Source organism: Helicobacter sp. MIT 11-5569 (assembly GCF_000765695.2).
GTDB lineage: Bacteria > Campylobacterota > Campylobacteria > Campylobacterales > Helicobacteraceae > Helicobacter_D.
This window is the reverse complement of record NZ_JRPB02000002.1, coordinates 108,279-123,764: the sequence shown is the minus strand read 5'-3', so window position 1 is coordinate 123,764 and position 15,486 is coordinate 108,279. Positions and strand designations below refer to the sequence as shown.

Annotated in this window: 19 protein-coding genes; 10 read left to right on the top strand and 9 right to left on the bottom strand. The window is 35.3% G+C overall.

Translation table 11 applies throughout. From position 1 onward, the window contains the following. Nucleotides 1-4 precede the first annotated feature (4 nt). From plsX to LS70_RS02815, 5 genes are all read right to left on the bottom strand, one after another. Nucleotides 5-994, bottom strand: coding sequence for a phosphate acyltransferase PlsX (gene plsX / locus LS70_RS02835; RefSeq protein WP_034290410.1), 990 nt, complete (start codon nucleotides 992-994; stop codon nucleotides 5-7). A gap of 12 nt (nucleotides 995-1,006) precedes the next feature. Continuing rightward, nucleotides 1,007-1,162: a 50S ribosomal protein L32 gene (rpmF, locus tag LS70_RS02830; protein ID WP_034290412.1), complete on the bottom strand. Its 156-nt coding sequence runs from the start codon at nucleotides 1,160-1,162 to the stop codon at nucleotides 1,007-1,009. Nucleotides 1,163-1,179: 17 nt separating this feature from the next. Then, entirely contained in the window at nucleotides 1,180-1,551 is a 372-nt protein-coding gene (locus LS70_RS02825) for a hypothetical protein (RefSeq protein ID WP_034290414.1), read from the bottom strand. A 4-nt stretch (nucleotides 1,552-1,555) separates the two neighbouring features. Then, nucleotides 1,556-1,969, bottom strand: coding sequence for a nucleoside-diphosphate kinase (gene ndk / locus LS70_RS02820; RefSeq protein WP_034290482.1), 414 nt, complete (start codon nucleotides 1,967-1,969; stop codon nucleotides 1,556-1,558). Nucleotides 1,970-2,072: 103 nt separating this feature from the next. Next, on the bottom strand, nucleotides 2,073-2,774 hold the full coding sequence (locus tag LS70_RS02815; protein WP_034290415.1) for an MqnA/MqnD/SBP family protein: 702 nt from the start codon (nucleotides 2,772-2,774) through the stop codon (nucleotides 2,073-2,075). Between the two features lie 152 nt (nucleotides 2,775-2,926). On the opposite strand from LS70_RS02815, the gene LS70_RS02810 reads away from it, so the two are divergent. Next, nucleotides 2,927-3,778 (top strand): HDOD domain-containing protein, encoded by an 852-nt coding sequence (locus LS70_RS02810; protein WP_034290417.1) that lies wholly within the window; start codon nucleotides 2,927-2,929, stop codon nucleotides 3,776-3,778. 129 nt (nucleotides 3,779-3,907) lie between these two features. Here LS70_RS02810 and LS70_RS02805 read toward each other — a convergent pair whose 3' ends face one another. Next, complete coding sequence (locus tag LS70_RS02805; RefSeq protein ID WP_236096427.1) at nucleotides 3,908-4,189, bottom strand: helix-turn-helix domain-containing protein; 282 nt, start codon at nucleotides 4,187-4,189, stop codon at nucleotides 3,908-3,910. Between the two features lie 97 nt (nucleotides 4,190-4,286). Here LS70_RS02805 and bamE point away from each other — a divergent pair, with 97 nt between their 5' ends. From bamE to LS70_RS02790, 3 genes are read left to right on the top strand one after another with little or no spacing between them, the layout of a single operon-like run. Further along, on the top strand, nucleotides 4,287-4,676 hold the full coding sequence (gene bamE, locus LS70_RS02800; RefSeq protein WP_034290419.1) for an outer membrane protein assembly factor BamE domain-containing protein: 390 nt from the start codon (nucleotides 4,287-4,289) through the stop codon (nucleotides 4,674-4,676). A gap of 17 nt (nucleotides 4,677-4,693) precedes the next feature. Beyond that, on the top strand, nucleotides 4,694-5,233 hold the full coding sequence (locus tag LS70_RS02795; protein ID WP_034290421.1) for a hypothetical protein: 540 nt from the start codon (nucleotides 4,694-4,696) through the stop codon (nucleotides 5,231-5,233). Continuing rightward, nucleotides 5,230-5,637, top strand: a complete 408-nt coding sequence (locus LS70_RS02790; RefSeq protein ID WP_034290423.1) for a hypothetical protein — start codon at nucleotides 5,230-5,232, stop codon at nucleotides 5,635-5,637. Before LS70_RS02795 ends, LS70_RS02790 begins: the two co-directional genes overlap by 4 nt. A gap of 75 nt (nucleotides 5,638-5,712) precedes the next feature. Here the strand turns inward: LS70_RS02790 and LS70_RS02785 are convergent, their stop codons facing one another. The 3 genes from LS70_RS02785 to LS70_RS02775 form a co-directional block, all read right to left on the bottom strand. Then, a complete protein-coding gene (locus LS70_RS02785; protein ID WP_201273953.1) occupies nucleotides 5,713-6,261 on the bottom strand; it encodes a UbiX family flavin prenyltransferase in 549 nt (182 codons plus the stop codon). Further along, nucleotides 6,258-7,103, bottom strand: a complete 846-nt coding sequence (gene flgA, locus LS70_RS02780; RefSeq protein WP_236096426.1) for a flagellar basal body P-ring formation chaperone FlgA — start codon at nucleotides 7,101-7,103, stop codon at nucleotides 6,258-6,260. The genes LS70_RS02785 and flgA overlap by 4 nt, the downstream gene beginning before the upstream one ends. Before the next feature lie 65 nt (nucleotides 7,104-7,168). Beyond that, the gene (locus tag LS70_RS02775; protein ID WP_034290427.1) at nucleotides 7,169-9,310 is read right to left on the bottom strand and encodes a heavy metal translocating P-type ATPase; all 2,142 of its coding nucleotides are present in this window, start codon (nucleotides 9,308-9,310) and stop codon (nucleotides 7,169-7,171) included. 104 nt (nucleotides 9,311-9,414) lie between these two features. On the opposite strand from LS70_RS02775, the gene LS70_RS02770 reads away from it, so the two are divergent. The 6 genes from LS70_RS02770 (at nucleotide 9,415) to LS70_RS02745 (ending at nucleotide 15,470) form a co-directional block, all read left to right on the top strand. Further along, entirely contained in the window at nucleotides 9,415-10,440 is a 1,026-nt protein-coding gene (locus LS70_RS02770) for a ribonucleotide-diphosphate reductase subunit beta (RefSeq protein WP_034290429.1), read from the top strand. Then, nucleotides 10,430-11,155 carry a carbon-nitrogen hydrolase family protein gene (locus LS70_RS02765; RefSeq protein WP_034290431.1) on the top strand — a complete coding sequence of 242 codons (726 nt, stop codon included), beginning with the start codon at nucleotides 10,430-10,432 and terminating at the stop codon, nucleotides 11,153-11,155. The genes LS70_RS02770 and LS70_RS02765 overlap by 11 nt, the downstream gene beginning before the upstream one ends. 4 nt (nucleotides 11,156-11,159) lie before the next feature. Continuing rightward, entirely contained in the window at nucleotides 11,160-11,801 is a 642-nt protein-coding gene (locus tag LS70_RS02760; protein WP_034290433.1) for a protein-L-isoaspartate(D-aspartate) O-methyltransferase, read from the top strand. A gap of 255 nt (nucleotides 11,802-12,056) precedes the next feature. Beyond that, a complete protein-coding gene (locus LS70_RS02755; RefSeq protein ID WP_034290438.1) occupies nucleotides 12,057-12,857 on the top strand; it encodes a phosphatidate cytidylyltransferase in 801 nt (266 codons plus the stop codon). Beyond that, nucleotides 12,854-13,987 carry a 1-deoxy-D-xylulose-5-phosphate reductoisomerase gene (dxr, locus tag LS70_RS02750; protein ID WP_034290440.1) on the top strand — a complete coding sequence of 378 codons (1,134 nt, stop codon included), beginning with the start codon at nucleotides 12,854-12,856 and terminating at the stop codon, nucleotides 13,985-13,987. Before LS70_RS02755 ends, dxr begins: the two co-directional genes overlap by 4 nt. A gap of 64 nt (nucleotides 13,988-14,051) precedes the next feature. Next, complete coding sequence (locus LS70_RS02745) at nucleotides 14,052-15,470, top strand: DegQ family serine endoprotease (protein ID WP_034290442.1); 1,419 nt, start codon at nucleotides 14,052-14,054, stop codon at nucleotides 15,468-15,470. Nucleotides 15,471-15,486 lie beyond the last annotated feature (16 nt).

The window sequence follows — 15,486 nt, the reverse complement described above, 5'->3', positions numbered from 1 at the left end:
CTTCTTAATTTCTAAGTTGCTCTAATGCAATTTCGATATTATGATTTACATTATTTTCAACTGCTGAAATTGCTTGAAATACAGCATTTTTCATCGCCTTTGCGTTACTCTTTCCATGACAAATGATAACACTTCCATTAACACCCAAAAGCGGTGCTCCACCATATTCAGCATAATCAATTTGCTTTTTAAGTTTTTTAAACACATTTTGCATAAATAATGCACCAAATATTCCAATAGGTGAAGCCTTGATATGTTTTTTTAGCAAAAAAGAAATAGAATTTGCAACTCCTTCACTTGCTTTAAGCACGGCATTTCCAACAAATCCATCACAAACAATAACTTCTACATTACCATCAAAAATATTATTTCCCTCTACGTTACCTATAAAATTTTCGTGCTTTTTTAGAAGCTCAAAAGCAGTTTTTGTTATTTCATTGCCTTTGCTTTCTTCCTCACCATTTGCCAAAAGTCCAATTCGCACTTTGGGATAATTTAAAATTGCTTTTGCATATTCATAACCCATAACACCAAATTCAAATAAGTTTTCAGGCTTGCAATCTACATTTGCTCCTGCATCTAACACTAAACTTTTGCTTCCATCAATGCGTGGCATTAACGTGCAAATCGCAGGACGCAAGACATTATTTAAACGTCCAATTTTAAGTGTCGCCAAACTCATCGTAGCCCCACTATGTCCAGCAGATACCACAGCATCTACTTCCTTATTTTTGAGCATTTCCATTGCAACATAAATAGAGCTTTTCTTACGCTTTAATGCGGAAGTTGCGCTGTCGTCCATCGCAATAAAATCATCACAATGGATAATTTCTATCTTCGAAAGAAAATTTGCAGGAATTAAGGGCTTAATCACTTGCGCATCACCTACAAGCACCAAAGTAAAATTACGCTCTTTTAACGCTTGCAAAGAGCCTTGCACAAGTGGCGCAGAACCAAAGTCTCCACCCATAGCATCTATGGCAATTTTCATCATTGCACCCTAGTTTTATTTGCTTTTATAATTTCCAGTAAATTTATTCATACGATGTGGCATTTTCCAAGTTCCATCTTTATCCTTTACAGGAACTGCCAATGTTAGCTTATAATGCGTTCTTCTTTTTGCCGCTCTTGTTTTACTCACGCGTCTCTTTGGTACTGCCATTTTTTACTCCTTAAAAATTAATCATCTTTTGTATGGTAATCACAGCGAATCATTTCTAACTCACCATGTAAAATTTCTTTGAAATTAATACTACTATTTTCACACTCAACTACATCTTCAAAATGCTCATTATCTAAATTAACAAAACCATCACTTAGATAAAATTCTAAAGGCTCATTGAGTGTTTTTTCATACTCTTCGCCACTAATATCACAAATTAAAGTAATACTTCCCTTTAGGATTCCGTTTAGTTTTAATAAATTAAAATGGCTATTATCATACGATAAAATGCCTTCTAATTGTGCTTTCCTATCATCACTTTCAACAAAAAATGGAATCTTTTCTCCATTTTTACAAGCTTGGAATACCTTTTGGAAAGCTAACTGCATTCAACTAGCAAATTTCTCTTGTTGCAAAGAAAAATGCAATTTCTCTTTGTGCATTCTCTAAACTATCACTTCCATGCACCGCATTTGCATCAATACTATCAGCAAAATCTGCACGAATTGTCCCAGCTGCTGCTTCTTTTGGATTTGTCGCACCCATTAATTCACGATTTTTAGCCACTGCATTTAATCCTTCAAGAACCATTACAACAACTGGACCGCTCACCATAAAATCTATCAAATCATTAAAGAAAGGACGTTCTTTATGCACAGCATAAAAGTCTTTTGCGTCATTTCTACTCAGTCGTATTTTCTTCATTGCAGCGATTCTTAAGCCATTACTCTCAAATCTATCAACAATTTTCCCAATCACATTTTTTTGCACTGCATCAGGTTTGATAATGGATAATGTTTGCTCCATTGCTACTCCTAAACCACGCTTTGTGGAATTTTTAAAATTTAAGGGCAACATTATATTAAATTAAACCTACATTTTAGTTTAAAACCACAAATTGTTAAAATTTTTAAAATCTGCTAGGAGGCTTGATTCCTAGAATACGCAATCTTCGGTAGAATCTCTCCACTCCAAATTGTGCTTTCTTATCTATCTTATAAGACAAAACTTTAAGATAATTTAAAATTTCTTGTTTTTTAATTCCACTTTTAAATTCTGCATTTTTCAATATATAATAAGGAATTTTAACGCGCTTTTTTGAAAATGCCTGCATCATTTTCTCATAGAACGTATAATTTTCTTTCACACATAACCTGCCAAATACAAAAGGCAAATGTTCATTTGCTACCCATTTTTCTCCCATATCAATATATGTTTTATCTCCAACTTTTTCTCGCTTTAATACTTCAAATAATGCTCTATCTCCAATTAATACACGACCTTTTAAGCCTAACACTTTTAAAAGCGCATTTGAAGTTGCAGATTGATAGTCTTCCCCTTGCTCTTTAGGCAGACAAATTACGCTAACCACTCTTTTGCGTGCTATGATTCCAACATTTGCTGCTTTAAACTTCTCTTTTTGCGCTCTAAGTGCTGTAATAGATGAGATAAATCCAGCATCAATGCGACCAAATAAAAATTCCTTATTCAAGCGCGCAGGATAAGATTTTTTCTTATTATAAAAACATTGAAATTGTGAAGGTTTCGGATAAGTGCGCACAAAGACTTCAAAAGGCAAAAGGTTTAAATAATCAATCTTTCCAAAACGCATAAAATAAAACTTCCTTATGAATTTGCGTTATTTTAACACAACTTCACTGATTTACTCAACGACTTTTTTATGTTAAAGCATTGTTTTAATAAATATGATATAAAATTAGCACTTTACATATTAATTAAATCACTCTAACTAAAGGAAATTTTATGAATCCTTTACTTGTAGAAACTATTAAAGAATTGCCACCCCTACCGCAAACTGTTATAGAGTTGCGTAATTATGTAGATTCTAGCGGGGCAGATTTAGAAACTTCTAAAGTTGCAGCAATATTGTCAAAAGACCCTTTAATTGTAGGAGAACTATTGCGTCTTGCAAACTCTCCGTTTTATGGACTTTCTCGTCAAGTTTCAACCATTCAACAAGTTGTTTCTTTACTAGGAGCTGGAACAATTAAAAATACTGTAATGGCAAATGCAGTGCGCTCTAATTTTTCTATCAATGTTTCTCCTTATGGGTTAGACAACAATGTATTTTTAACCAATTGCTCTAAAGAAGTGGATTTTATATCAACATGGCTAAGAGAAGAAGATAAAAATCTTGCTAATGAGCTAATTCCATGTGCTATGTTATTGCGTTTAGGTATGATTTTAATTGCAGATATGTTAATAAAATCTGGCAATGCTAAGGAGTTTTTAGAAAAAAATCAAGCAAATAATTTCCAAGATGTCCATGAGTTAGAAAACCAATATTGTGGGATAGATAGCATTTCGTTTTTAGGAACTCTATTTAATTATTGGAAATTTGATGAGAAATTAATCCAAAGTATTGCTCACATTCATAATCCCCACGCAGCTTCCCAAGAGATTAAAAAAAATGCGTATGCGCTTGCTGTTACAAACTGCCTTTTTGAGCCTTATCACCCACTTAGTCAATTTAACTCAAAAAAATCTATTGCCTTAGTCAATGAAGCTATTGGGCAAGGCGTAGATTTCAATAAGGCAAACTTCTTATCTAAACTCCCAGAAGAAGCAAAAAATAACCTTACTAAAGAAGATTAAGATTCCATTTGGTTTATGCGTATTTAAGAGTTAGCACAGATAAGCAAGGCTTAAAGCCGCATGCAAGGGTAAGATTCTAGGACGTCCTAAAGGCACAAGTGGTAAAAGTCAATGGGACAAATTCCAAATTTAAGATTTTCTTTGATTTTTATCCTCCATTTTATCCAAAGAGATTCCATCAAAAAACTCACAAATATCTACCTCTAAAACTTTAGCAATTTGCAAAAGGTGTTCAATATTAAAATGCGCCCCTTTAAGACCAATTTCTGCAAAAGAAACAAGACTTACAGAATTATGCCCAATCGCCAAAGAAAGCTTAAGCTGGGAATAGTGTTTCTGTTTCCTTATCCTAGCAACATTTGCGCCAATTTGTTTATAAATTTCCTTAACTTCTTCAGGACTTAGCAACAATAATTTACCTTATGATAATAAGTTAAGTTTAATTTTATAAATTGTAAAATCTATCTTCAACTTATTATAATAAGTTATTTATTCATTAGGAGTATAAATGAAATCTTTATTGGGTTTTTGTTTGTTTGGTTTATTTATCTTAAGTGGTTGTTCATCACTTTATAATCCGCAAAGTGATGAAAAAATTAGCGTCGCAAAAGCACAGAAAGAAATTAAAGTTGGTATGAGTTCTGCCGAAGTTGTTGAAGTATTAGGCTCTCCCAATATTATTTCAACAGATGAACAAAGGCGCGAAGTTTGGGTGTATGATAAAGTCTCTACACAACAAGCCTATCAAAATACACAAGGTGGAATCGGGCTAATTTTATTGGGTGTTGGCGGTAGCAGTGGTTCCACTGCTAGAAACCAAAGAACTTTAACAATTATTGTCAAATTTGATGCGCAAAATAAAGTGCGAGATGTGAGTTATCGCACTTCAAGTTTTTAGAAATATAGGAGGATTTAGTGAAGATTGATTTAGTATTTATCCTATCTTTATGTGGAATCTTATTTTTGGGAGGTTGTGCGACTAATGCCCAAAAAATGTTTAGTCTTGATAGTTCATCATTGGAAGAAAGGCAACTGCAAACAAGAGTTTTTGAAACTAATGATGATAAAAAAATCTTTGATTCTAGCATTGCCACTTTGCAAGATTTGGAATACACCATAGAAGAAGTGGATAGAAATTTTGGAGTTATCACGGGAAACAAATCAGCCGATGCCACAGAAGCAGGACAAGTCGTAGGGGCTATATTTATGGCACTTTTCGTCTCTGCTGATGCTGCAGTAAATATGACTGACGCCACACAACATATTCGAGCAACAATTGTAATAATACCAAAACCAGCACATAAAAAGACTTATGTAAGGCTAACGATTCAAAGGGTAGTTTTTAATGCAAAAGGTGGCGTAACAAAGGCAGAAACAATTAAAGATGAGGCAATTTATCAAAAATTTTTTGAAGCACTCTCAAAATCAGTATTTTTAGAAGGACATATAGAATGAAAAAGTTTTTATTTTTAGCAGTAATTGGGGTTTTATTTATTGGTTGCGGTAGCTCAAAAAATGCAATTGTTGGCGATTTGCAAAGCGTAGAACAAAGAACCTATCAAAGCAAAACCTACGAACAACCAAAACTTTTAGTAGCAAGAGCAACTTCGGCAACTTTGCAAGATTTAGGATTTGTAATTGATAGAATCAACCTAGATGCAGGCACAATCACAGCGACAAAATATCAAGATAAATCTCAAATGCAAATAACAATCACCATTAGAGAACTTAGCAAAACCTCTACTTCTGTGCGTGCTAATGCAAGAATAGGAATCCAAAGTGTAGATTCTCCAGAAGCTTATCAATCTTTTTTTACGCATTTGGATAAAGCAATATTTTTTGAAACAGAAGGCATTTAAATGACTCCAATCTAGTTAGAATCTTTTGGATTCTAACTTATTAAAAGCTTAAATATGCCAACAGCGAAGAACAAATCACTTCCAACGTTGATAATCAAATGGAATCCCTAAATTATCGCACCATTTGCCAATTAGAAACTTCTCCACATCTTCTAAGCGATTTCCCGCATAATAGCCAAAAATTGGTGGTGCAATCCTAACACCCAATCTTGAAAGCTTGAGCATATTCTCTAGCACAATCGCACTTAAGGGCATTTCACGGGGAGCAAGGAGTAATTTGCGATTCTCTTTTATCATCACACTAGCAGCGCGCGTTAGCAAAGTGTCGCAAATCCCGCAAGCAATTTTTGCCAAAGTATTTTGCGAACAAGGAATCACAGCCATTGCCTCACAGACAAAAGAACCACTTGCGATACATTCTCCTAAACTTTCATCATCTAATAATTTTAGATTCTGCACTTTTTCAAAGTCAAATCCCACTCCGCCCTCTTCTAGCCTCAAAACCTCCTTAGAACCCTTTGAAATCACGCAATATTTTTCCATTTCAAAGGGCAAAGATTCTAAAAATCTTAACCCAAGCCTAGCACCACTTGCACCGCTAATCCCTACAATAATGCGTTTCATAATAACTTCGCCCTACCCTCTTCTAAAATCTCTACTTCATATGTTTTTTTGCCATCAATCACGCGCGCTTTTATTTTATCGCCAACCGCTCCATCTTTTTGTGCCTCAAGAGTAAATTCAAGCAAAACGCCATCTTCTACGACACCAATTAAAAGCTTATCACCCTTTTTTACCACACGCTTTGGAATCAATCTATCTCTTGTGATAATGGTATTCTTTGGAGTATAAGAGCGCACCGCAACTTTTCCCATTTCACTTTCTTGCATTAAAGGGCTGCTAATGCGTTCAAAAGGAATCCAAACTAAATGGGCATTATTGTGATTTACGCTTTGTCTTCCGCTAATTGGCTCGCTTGTTTGAATTGCTTGAAGTTTTGCATCAATGATATACTTAAAATACACTTTGCGATTCCGCGTTTGCTCACCGCTTGTTTCTTGCACCAAAATATCAAAACTTCCAGTATTGCGCTTTAGTAATTTAGGGTGAAAATCAATAGATTTAATCGCGTCTTCTTTAAAATTTACAGGGGTAACTTGCTCCAAATGGATTTCTTGGATTTGAATATTATTCTTTTTATATTCTTTTAAAAATTCCGCCAAAATATGACTTTTAATCCCATTTTGCTCCCCGCTAAATTCTCTTTTAAATGTAATAATTGGGGATTCCGCCCCAACTTCAATGCCTTCATTTTCAAACTGCGCTAAAATTTGGCTACTTTTGACTTGATAGCTGTTTGTATTGCTTGGAATCCTTAAAAGCAAAAAATTATTTTCTAATTGCGGAAACAAATCTTTTGCATAAATCTCTTGCCCTTTGAATTTATATTCCTTTGATAAAATCAAATAATCAATCCCAAAAACTCCACTACAAAAGCCTATCCCTATTATTAGTAAAAACCTTAGAAACATCATGCGCAACGCTCTAATTTTAATTTTGAAATTCTAAGCGCATTGCTCACAACACTAAGTGAGCTTAATGCCATAGCCGCCCCAGCAAATGCGGGTTGCAAAACGATTCCAAAAAACGGATAAAGCACACCCGCTGCAACAGGAATCAAAACAATATTATAAACATAGGCAAAAAATAGATTTTGACGAATATTTTTTAGGGTTGCATTTGCAAGTTCAAAAACTTCCACAATCCCCCATAAATCGTCTTTGAGCAACAAAACATCGCCAACTTCTTGCGCTAATTCTGTCGCTTGTGCAAAAGAGATTCCAAAACTAGCCCCCTTTAGAGCTAAAGCGTCATTGATTCCATCACCGACAAAGCAAACTGCCCCATTTTGCGCTAATTGTGCGATTTTATCTGCCTTTTGTTCGGGATTTACACCAGAGAAAAACTGCTCCACTCCAAGTTCTTGTGCGACTTTTGCCACACTTGCTTCATTATCCCCGCTTAAAATCACAGATTGGATTCCACGCATTTTTAAGGCTTCAATCGTGGCTTTAGCGTGATTTTTGATAGAATCTTGTAAATAAAACAATGCCAAAATTTCGTGCTCACTTCCAAGCGCAACACAATTTTCACGCGCAATTTCCCCAAGATTTGTGCCACTTTTAGATTCCACCCAATCTAGCGCACCAAAAAAATAATTCTTTGCATTAAATGTTGCTTGCACGCCTTTGCCAATTGCATAAGTTTTGGATTCCAACTTCAGCGGTGTAGAATCTTTAGCAAACTCTAAAATCGCTTTAGAAATAGGGTGTGGATTGTTTTCTTGCATTGCAAAGCTAAGCCCTAAGATAAAATCTTTGGATTGTGAGAGAATCTTAAAATCTTTGACAAGAATTTCGCCTTTTGTCAGTGTGCCTGTTTTGTCAAAAACAATCGTGCGAATCTGCTTTGCTTTTTCATAAATATCTGGAGATTTGATAAGAATCTCGGATTTTTTCGCGCGCATACTTGCACACACAATCGCCAAAGGCACAGCAAGCCCAAGCGCACAAGGACAAGAAATCACTAGCACACAAGCCGCAATGGAGAGCGCAAAGGCTAACTCGGAGCTCCAAATCCACCAAAATACAAAACTCATAAGACTAAGTAAAACCACGCTAGGCACAAACACGCTTGCGATTCTATCGGCTAATACTCCAATAGGGGGTTTTTGGGATTGTGAAAGCTCCAGCAAATCCAACATTTCATAGACGAAAAATTCATTAGAATCTTTGCTTGCTTCAATAACAATTTCACCATTAAGCACTAAGCTCCCGCCAATAACTTCTGCGCCACTTGTGAGTGCTTTTGGCAATTCTTCTCCATTAATATGCGCACTACTCACTTCTGCTTGCCCAGAGAGAATCACGCCATCTAATGGAATCTTCTCACCACCTATTACTAAACATTTATCACCCTTTTGGATTTTATCAACATCAACCCATTTTGTGGTTTTGGATTCCGCATTTTCTACTAATCTTGCTTGTGCAGGAAGAAGCTTAGCAAGAATCTCTAGTTCATCACTTGCACGTTTCTTTGCGCTAGATTTTAGATATTCTCCGACAAGCACAAAGCAAATCACTGCGCTACTTCCCTCAAAATAAAATCCATTCTCTCCGCTCACAAAAAGATACAAAGAATACAAATACGCCACACTTGTGCCAAGTGCGATTAACACATTCATATCCGCAGATTTTGTTTTAAAAAAGCTCTTTGCCCCCTGATAAAAAGGCAATCCACAATAAAACTGCACCACACTTGCAAGAGTTAATTGCACAATGGAGCTAAGAGAGCCATGCACTCCAAACATATGCAATGCAAAAATCACCAAAAATAATGGAAGCGCTACCCACAATCTCTTTTTTAACCCTTTAATATACGCAATTTCAAGGGCTTTAGAATCATCTAAAGAAGCAGGAAAACCATAAGAAGTGATAAGTTCTATAATTTTAGATTCTGCAATCTGCGTTTCATCATAAGCGATTTTTGCCCTTCCACTAATTGCATTAATTTTAATCGTTTTAATGCTTGGAATCTTTTGTAGATTCTTTTCAATAGTCCCAGAACAAGCGCTACAATGCATACCGCTAATATTAAGTTTGACGATTTTCATTTTTTACCTTTTTAGATTCTTTTAATTTATAATTAATGGTCTTTAAATCTTTAAAATTTTATAATTTTTTTTTTATTTTACACTTATGATTTTAGGTAATTTTTATGATAAATCGCAAGAAAATTTATAATCCAAACTCGCAAGAAAATGTCAATGAACGCAAGATTTTTGGCGGTAATCCTACGAGTATCTTTGAGCTTAATAAAATCAAATACCAATGGGCTTATAATCTTTGGAAAGTTATGCTTGCAAACTCGTGGTTTCCCGAAGAAGTCAATATGACACAAGATAAACGTGATTATGCTGATGGTTTAACTCCAGAAGAAAAGCTCGGTTATGACCGCGCATTAGCACAGCTTATTTTTATGGATTCTTTGCAGACAAATAATCTCATTGATAATGTCAATCCCTATATCACAAGCCCAGAGATTAATCTCATTTTAGTGCGTCAAGCTTTTGAAGAAGCTTTGCATTCTCAAAGTTATGCAGTAATGGTAGAATCCATTTCTGCAAATACTGATGAAATTTATGAAATGTGGCGCACAGATACACAACTAAAAAATAAAAATGATTATATTGCAAATGTGTATGAAGAACTTGCGATAAATCCTACAGAGCCGACTTTGCTAAAGGCAATGTTTGCCAATCAGATTTTAGAAGGAATCTATTTTTATAGCGGTTTTGCATTTTTTTATACACTTGCAAGAAGTGGCAAAATGCTAGGAAGCGCGCAAATGATTCGTTTCATTCAACGCGATGAAGTTACGCATTTGTTGTTATTCCAAAATATGATTAACTCACTCAAAAAAGAAATGCCGCATCTTTTTACCAAAGATTTGCTTGAAGAAGTGGTGGAAATGTTTAGAGAAGCGGTTAAAATAGAATCTTCTTGGGGAGATTATATTACACAAGGGCAGATTCTTGGTCTTACAAGTGAGATTATCCACGAATATATCCGCTATTTGGCAGATGATCGGCTAAAGCGCGTAGGATTGCCGCCACTTTTTAATGCCAAACACCCTATTAAATGGGTGGATTCTTTTAGCTCTTTTAATGAGCAAAAGACAAATTTCTTTGAAGGAAATGTAACCAATTACGCAAAAGGGAGTATAAATTTTGATGATTTCTAAACAACTTTATTCATTGCAGATTAAAACAAAGCAAAATTTTGAAGAGAATCTTACGCATTTAAAAAACTTAATTTTAAATTGCAAAAGCGATTCTATTATTTTAGCACCCGAAGTTTGTTTGACAAACTTTTGCTATCAGCGAATGGACGAAGCTGCAGAGTTTGCAAAGGTTGCCACAGAATCGTTATTGTGCTTATCAAACGATAGGACGATTATTCTTACAATGATTGAAAAATATCGTGATGGATTCTACAATAATCTAAAAGTTTTTCACAAAGGCGAGCTACTGCACAAACAAAGCAAACATAAGCTTTTTCCTCTAGGAAATGAACATTTGCATTTTCAAAGTGGGGATATAGGAGAGATTGCTCCTTTTAAAATTGATGGCTTAACTTGTGGCGCAATCAACTGCTTTGAATTGCGCTTTATTGAGTTATGGCAACGCGTCAAGGGTTGTGATTTGATTTTTGTCCCAGCACAATGGGGTAAAGAGCGCAAAGACAACTTTGAAACACTCACAAAAGCCTTAGCAATCACCACACAAAGCTTTGTTTTAGCAAGCGGTGGCGCAAATGATACTTGCGCAAAAGGCAGCGGAATCATCTCACCTTTTGGAGATGCAACAACTAATGATAATGAAGAAATCATAGGAATGCTAGCAGATTTTAATGCCATTACACAAGTGCGAAAATATATTAATATTGGGCTAAATTAGAATTATGCAGGCATTAAAAACTGCAAATATGGTGCTTGAAATTTCTAAAAAGTTCCCGCTTAGCCCATCTGTTGAAAAAGCGATTTTGAGCATTAATAGAGAACTCTTCGTGCCAAATGGCTTTAAACATCTTGCATACGCGCTTGATGCGCTTCCTATGGGTGCAAGTCAGTGGATTAGCTCGCCTTTAACTGTGGCAAAAATGACAGAATACTTACAATGTGAAGGGGCGGATTCTGTGCTAGAAATCGGCTGTGGAAGTGGCTATCAAGCTGCGATTTTAAGCAAAATAATTCGCCGCGTTTTTAGCATTGAACGCATTGAAAAACTTTGGCTTGAAGCAAGAGAGCGCATAAAACTCTGCGATATTTACAATATCAATACAAAGCTTGATGATGGGCAAAATGGTTGGGCGACTTTTGCACCTTATGATAGAATCTTATTTTCTGCTTCTGTGGTAGAGATTCCACAAAATCTTATTGCACAACTTAGCGAAGGCGGAATCCTAGTCGCTCCAATCGTAACAAATAATACACAAACTATTACACGTTTTATAAAACGCGATGGAATCCTAAGCAACAAGCAAGAGTTAGAAAGCTGCGTATTTGTGCCTGTTGTCAGCGGTTTAGAAAGAGAGAAAAACTAATTAAGCTTCCCACACAAGAAAATGTCTTTAAAAAAGGGGGATAAACAAAAAACTCTCTTCTTAAAGTGGAAAGCGAGCAGAATTATAGCAAAATAAAAGCTGAAATTGCTATAAAAATAAATTTTCATTCTTTTTATTTGAGGTGCAATACACCCAATTCTATTTTAGAGATTTTAGATTCTTTTTTAGCAAGCACTTTAAAAGCTTTTCTAAGCTATAATCAAAACCTATCAAAAAATATTTTTGGAATCCATTATGCTAAATAACATCAAACTGCTTGAACCTAGACGTATTTACACAGCACTTGTAATGCTTGTTGCTGTGATTTTGATTGTAATCTTTCATAGCCCTATTTTGCTATGGAGCGTGCTTGGAGTTGCATTTTTTATTGGATTTTACGAAGCCTTTAAACTCTACAACAAAACAACCCCTGATAGCAAAAACACTCCAAACACATTTTTTTGGACATTAGCGATTCTTATTTGGGCAAGTGTTTATATCTATGAATCCCCAATTGGAGTATTTGTCGCGCTCGTAGTTTTAGGAGCATACCAAAGCTACACAAAAAAGGGAACATTAGAGCAAATGATGCCTTTTATTTATCCCACGATTCCTTTTGTCTTTTTATATTTATTCTATCTTGAGTATTCTATAAACGCTGTAATTTGGCTTCTTTTTATAGTTGGACTTACTGATAGTTTTGCCTATGTTGGCGGCAAAATGGTTGGAGGGAAACTTTTTTCAAATAGCGCATTTTGTCCCACATCTCCAAATAAAACAAAAGAAGGCGTTTTGGTGGGCATTAGCGTAGCAACTCTTGCAGGCACACTTGTTGGGCTTGGCGTTTGTGGATTTTTTCAAGCATTCATTTTAACAATCATCACAAGCTTTGTAAGTGTTTTTGGGGATTTGTATGAAAGTTTTTTAAAAAGACGCGCAGATGTAAAAGATAGCGGTTCTTTGTTTCCCGGACATGGTGGAATCTTAGACCGCTTAGATGGTTACTTTTTTGGAGTGATTATTCTTTATGCACTTCTTGGGCTTGCAAAATTATGATTATTCTAGGTGCTAGCGGTTCTATTGGAATAAACGCACTTGCCATTGCAGAACGCTATAAACTGCCCATTGAAGTTCTAGGAGTAGGCAAAAATATTGCACTATTAAATACACAAATTCTGCGATTCCAACCAAAAGCTGTTATCATCGCTAACCCTAATGACAAAAAATATATCACACAAGATTTTAAAGGCAAAATCTACACCGGAGATGATGGAATCCTACAAGCAATCAAAGAAGCAGAATCTAAGCTTGTTATCAATGCTCTTGTTGGATTTATTGGATTAGCTCCGACTTTATGCGCAATTGATTGTGGCAAAAATGTTGCTCTTGCAAACAAAGAAAGCTTGGTTGTAGGTGGGGATTGTATTAATATGCGGCATATTATCCCTATTGATAGCGAGCATTTTAGCCTAAGCTATTTACTAAATTTTAATAAAACTCCACGCCCTTTTAGAAATCTTTATATTACAGCAAGCGGGGGAGCATTTCGCGATATTCCCATAGAAACAATCCATAATCAAAATGCTGAAAATGCCTTGAAACATCCTAATTGGAAAATGGGACAAAAAATCACTATTGATTCTGCGACAATGGTTAATAAACTCTTTGAAATCTTAGAAGCTTATTGGCTCTTTGGTTCTAAAAATCTTAATGCCTTTATTGAGCGCAATTCTCACATACACGCTCTTGTAGAGTTTTGGGACGGAAGCGTTGTTGCACATTTTGCAAATGCAAATATGCAACTTCCTATTGCCTATGCAATTTGCTTTGGATTAGGATTAGAAGAAGAATTTTTAAGAGATTTTAAAGATAATCAACGCTCCATTATTGAACATTTAAACTTTCAAAACATAAACTACAAATTTGAAAATATTGACACTAAACGCTATCCATTATGGAATCTTAAAGATAAGCTTTTAGAAAACCCAAAATTAGGGCTTATTTTAAATGCGGCAAATGAAGTAGCAGTTGAGGCATTTTTGCAAAACTCTATTGTTTTTGGAGAGATTCAAAAATTAGTGCAAGATGCGCTAAATGCTTTTAAAAATCCTGATTTTAACGATATTAAAAGCATACAATCCCTAGATTTAAAAGTGCGAGAATATACAAAAGCACATCTTCTTTAATAAGCTATTATTTATTGATTTACATTTTTTTGAAATAATATCCATAAAATTTTAAGGAGTATTTATGAAAATCAAACACTTACTGCTTGGCGCACTTGTTGCAAGCAATGTTTTTGCTTTTGAAGTGGGTGAATTGCCAAGTATAACAAATCGTGAAGCTCCAGATGCTTCACAAACAAAAGTTTATTCTTTTTACAACTCAATCAAAGAAGCAAAAAATGCAGTTGTAAATATTTCCACACAAAAAAAGGTTAAAGCTCCAAATCTTCAAAATCATCCTATTTTTAGCGACCCTTTCTTTCGGCAGTTTTTTGGAGATTCCTTTGGTTCTATGATTCCAAAAGATAGAGTAGAGCGCAGTTTAGGAAGTGGTGTTGTTATTTCTAAAGATGGCTATATTGTAACAAATAATCACGTAATTGATGGAGCTGATAAAATCCTTGTCGCGCTTCCAGATTCCAACAAAGAATACGAAGCAAAAGTCATCGGCAAAGATGCCAAAAGTGATTTAGCAATTATTAAAATCAATGCAAAAGATTTACCATTTTTAAAATTTGCTTCAAGCAATGATTTACAAGTGGGCGATGTTGTTTTTGCTATTGGAAATCCATTTGGGGTTGGAGAGAGTGTTACGCAAGGGATTATTTCCGCATTAAACAAAAGTGGAATCGGTATTAATGATTATGAAAACTTTATCCAAACTGACGCATCTATAAATCCGGGAAATAGTGGTGGTGCGCTTGTTGATAGTCGCGGGGGATTAATTGGAATTAATACAGCAATTCTTTCGCGCACAGGCGGGAATCACGGAATTGGTTTTGCAATCCCTTCAGAAATGGTGAAAAAAATTGCAAAAGCACTGATTGAAGATGGTGTGATTGAACGCGGATATTTAGGTGTTAGTATTCAAGATATTAGCGAAGATTTAAAAGATGTGTATAAAAACCAAAAAGGTGCGGTGATTATCTCTATTGAAAAAGATTCTCCTGCACAAAAAAGCGGTTTGCAAATTTGGGATTTAATCACCAAAGTCAATGGAATAGCAGTAAAAAGTGCAGCGGAGCTTAAAAATATCATCGGCACACTAAATCCTAACACAAAAGTTACACTAACTCTCTTGCGTGATAAAGATGAACGCACAATCTCTTTAACGCTCGCAAAAGCAAAAGATACAGAAACAACCGAAGTTAGCGAAGGTGCAAAAAGTGGAATCTCTGGACTAGAAATTAGCTCTCTTAACCAAAATCTTAAAAATCAATTTGGGATTCCAGATAATCTTGAAGGAGTGATTGTAAGCAAAGTCCAGCAAGGCTCACGCGCAGATGAGTTAGGATTCCACACAGGCGATATTATCACTCAAATTGAAAGCTATCGTATCACAAACACTAAAGAATTTAACCAAGCAATGCAACGCTACAAAGGACAAACAAAAAGAATGCTAGTTAATCGCCGCGGTAGAATCTTTAGCATTGTTGCAAAATAAAATTGCCTCTTTATAA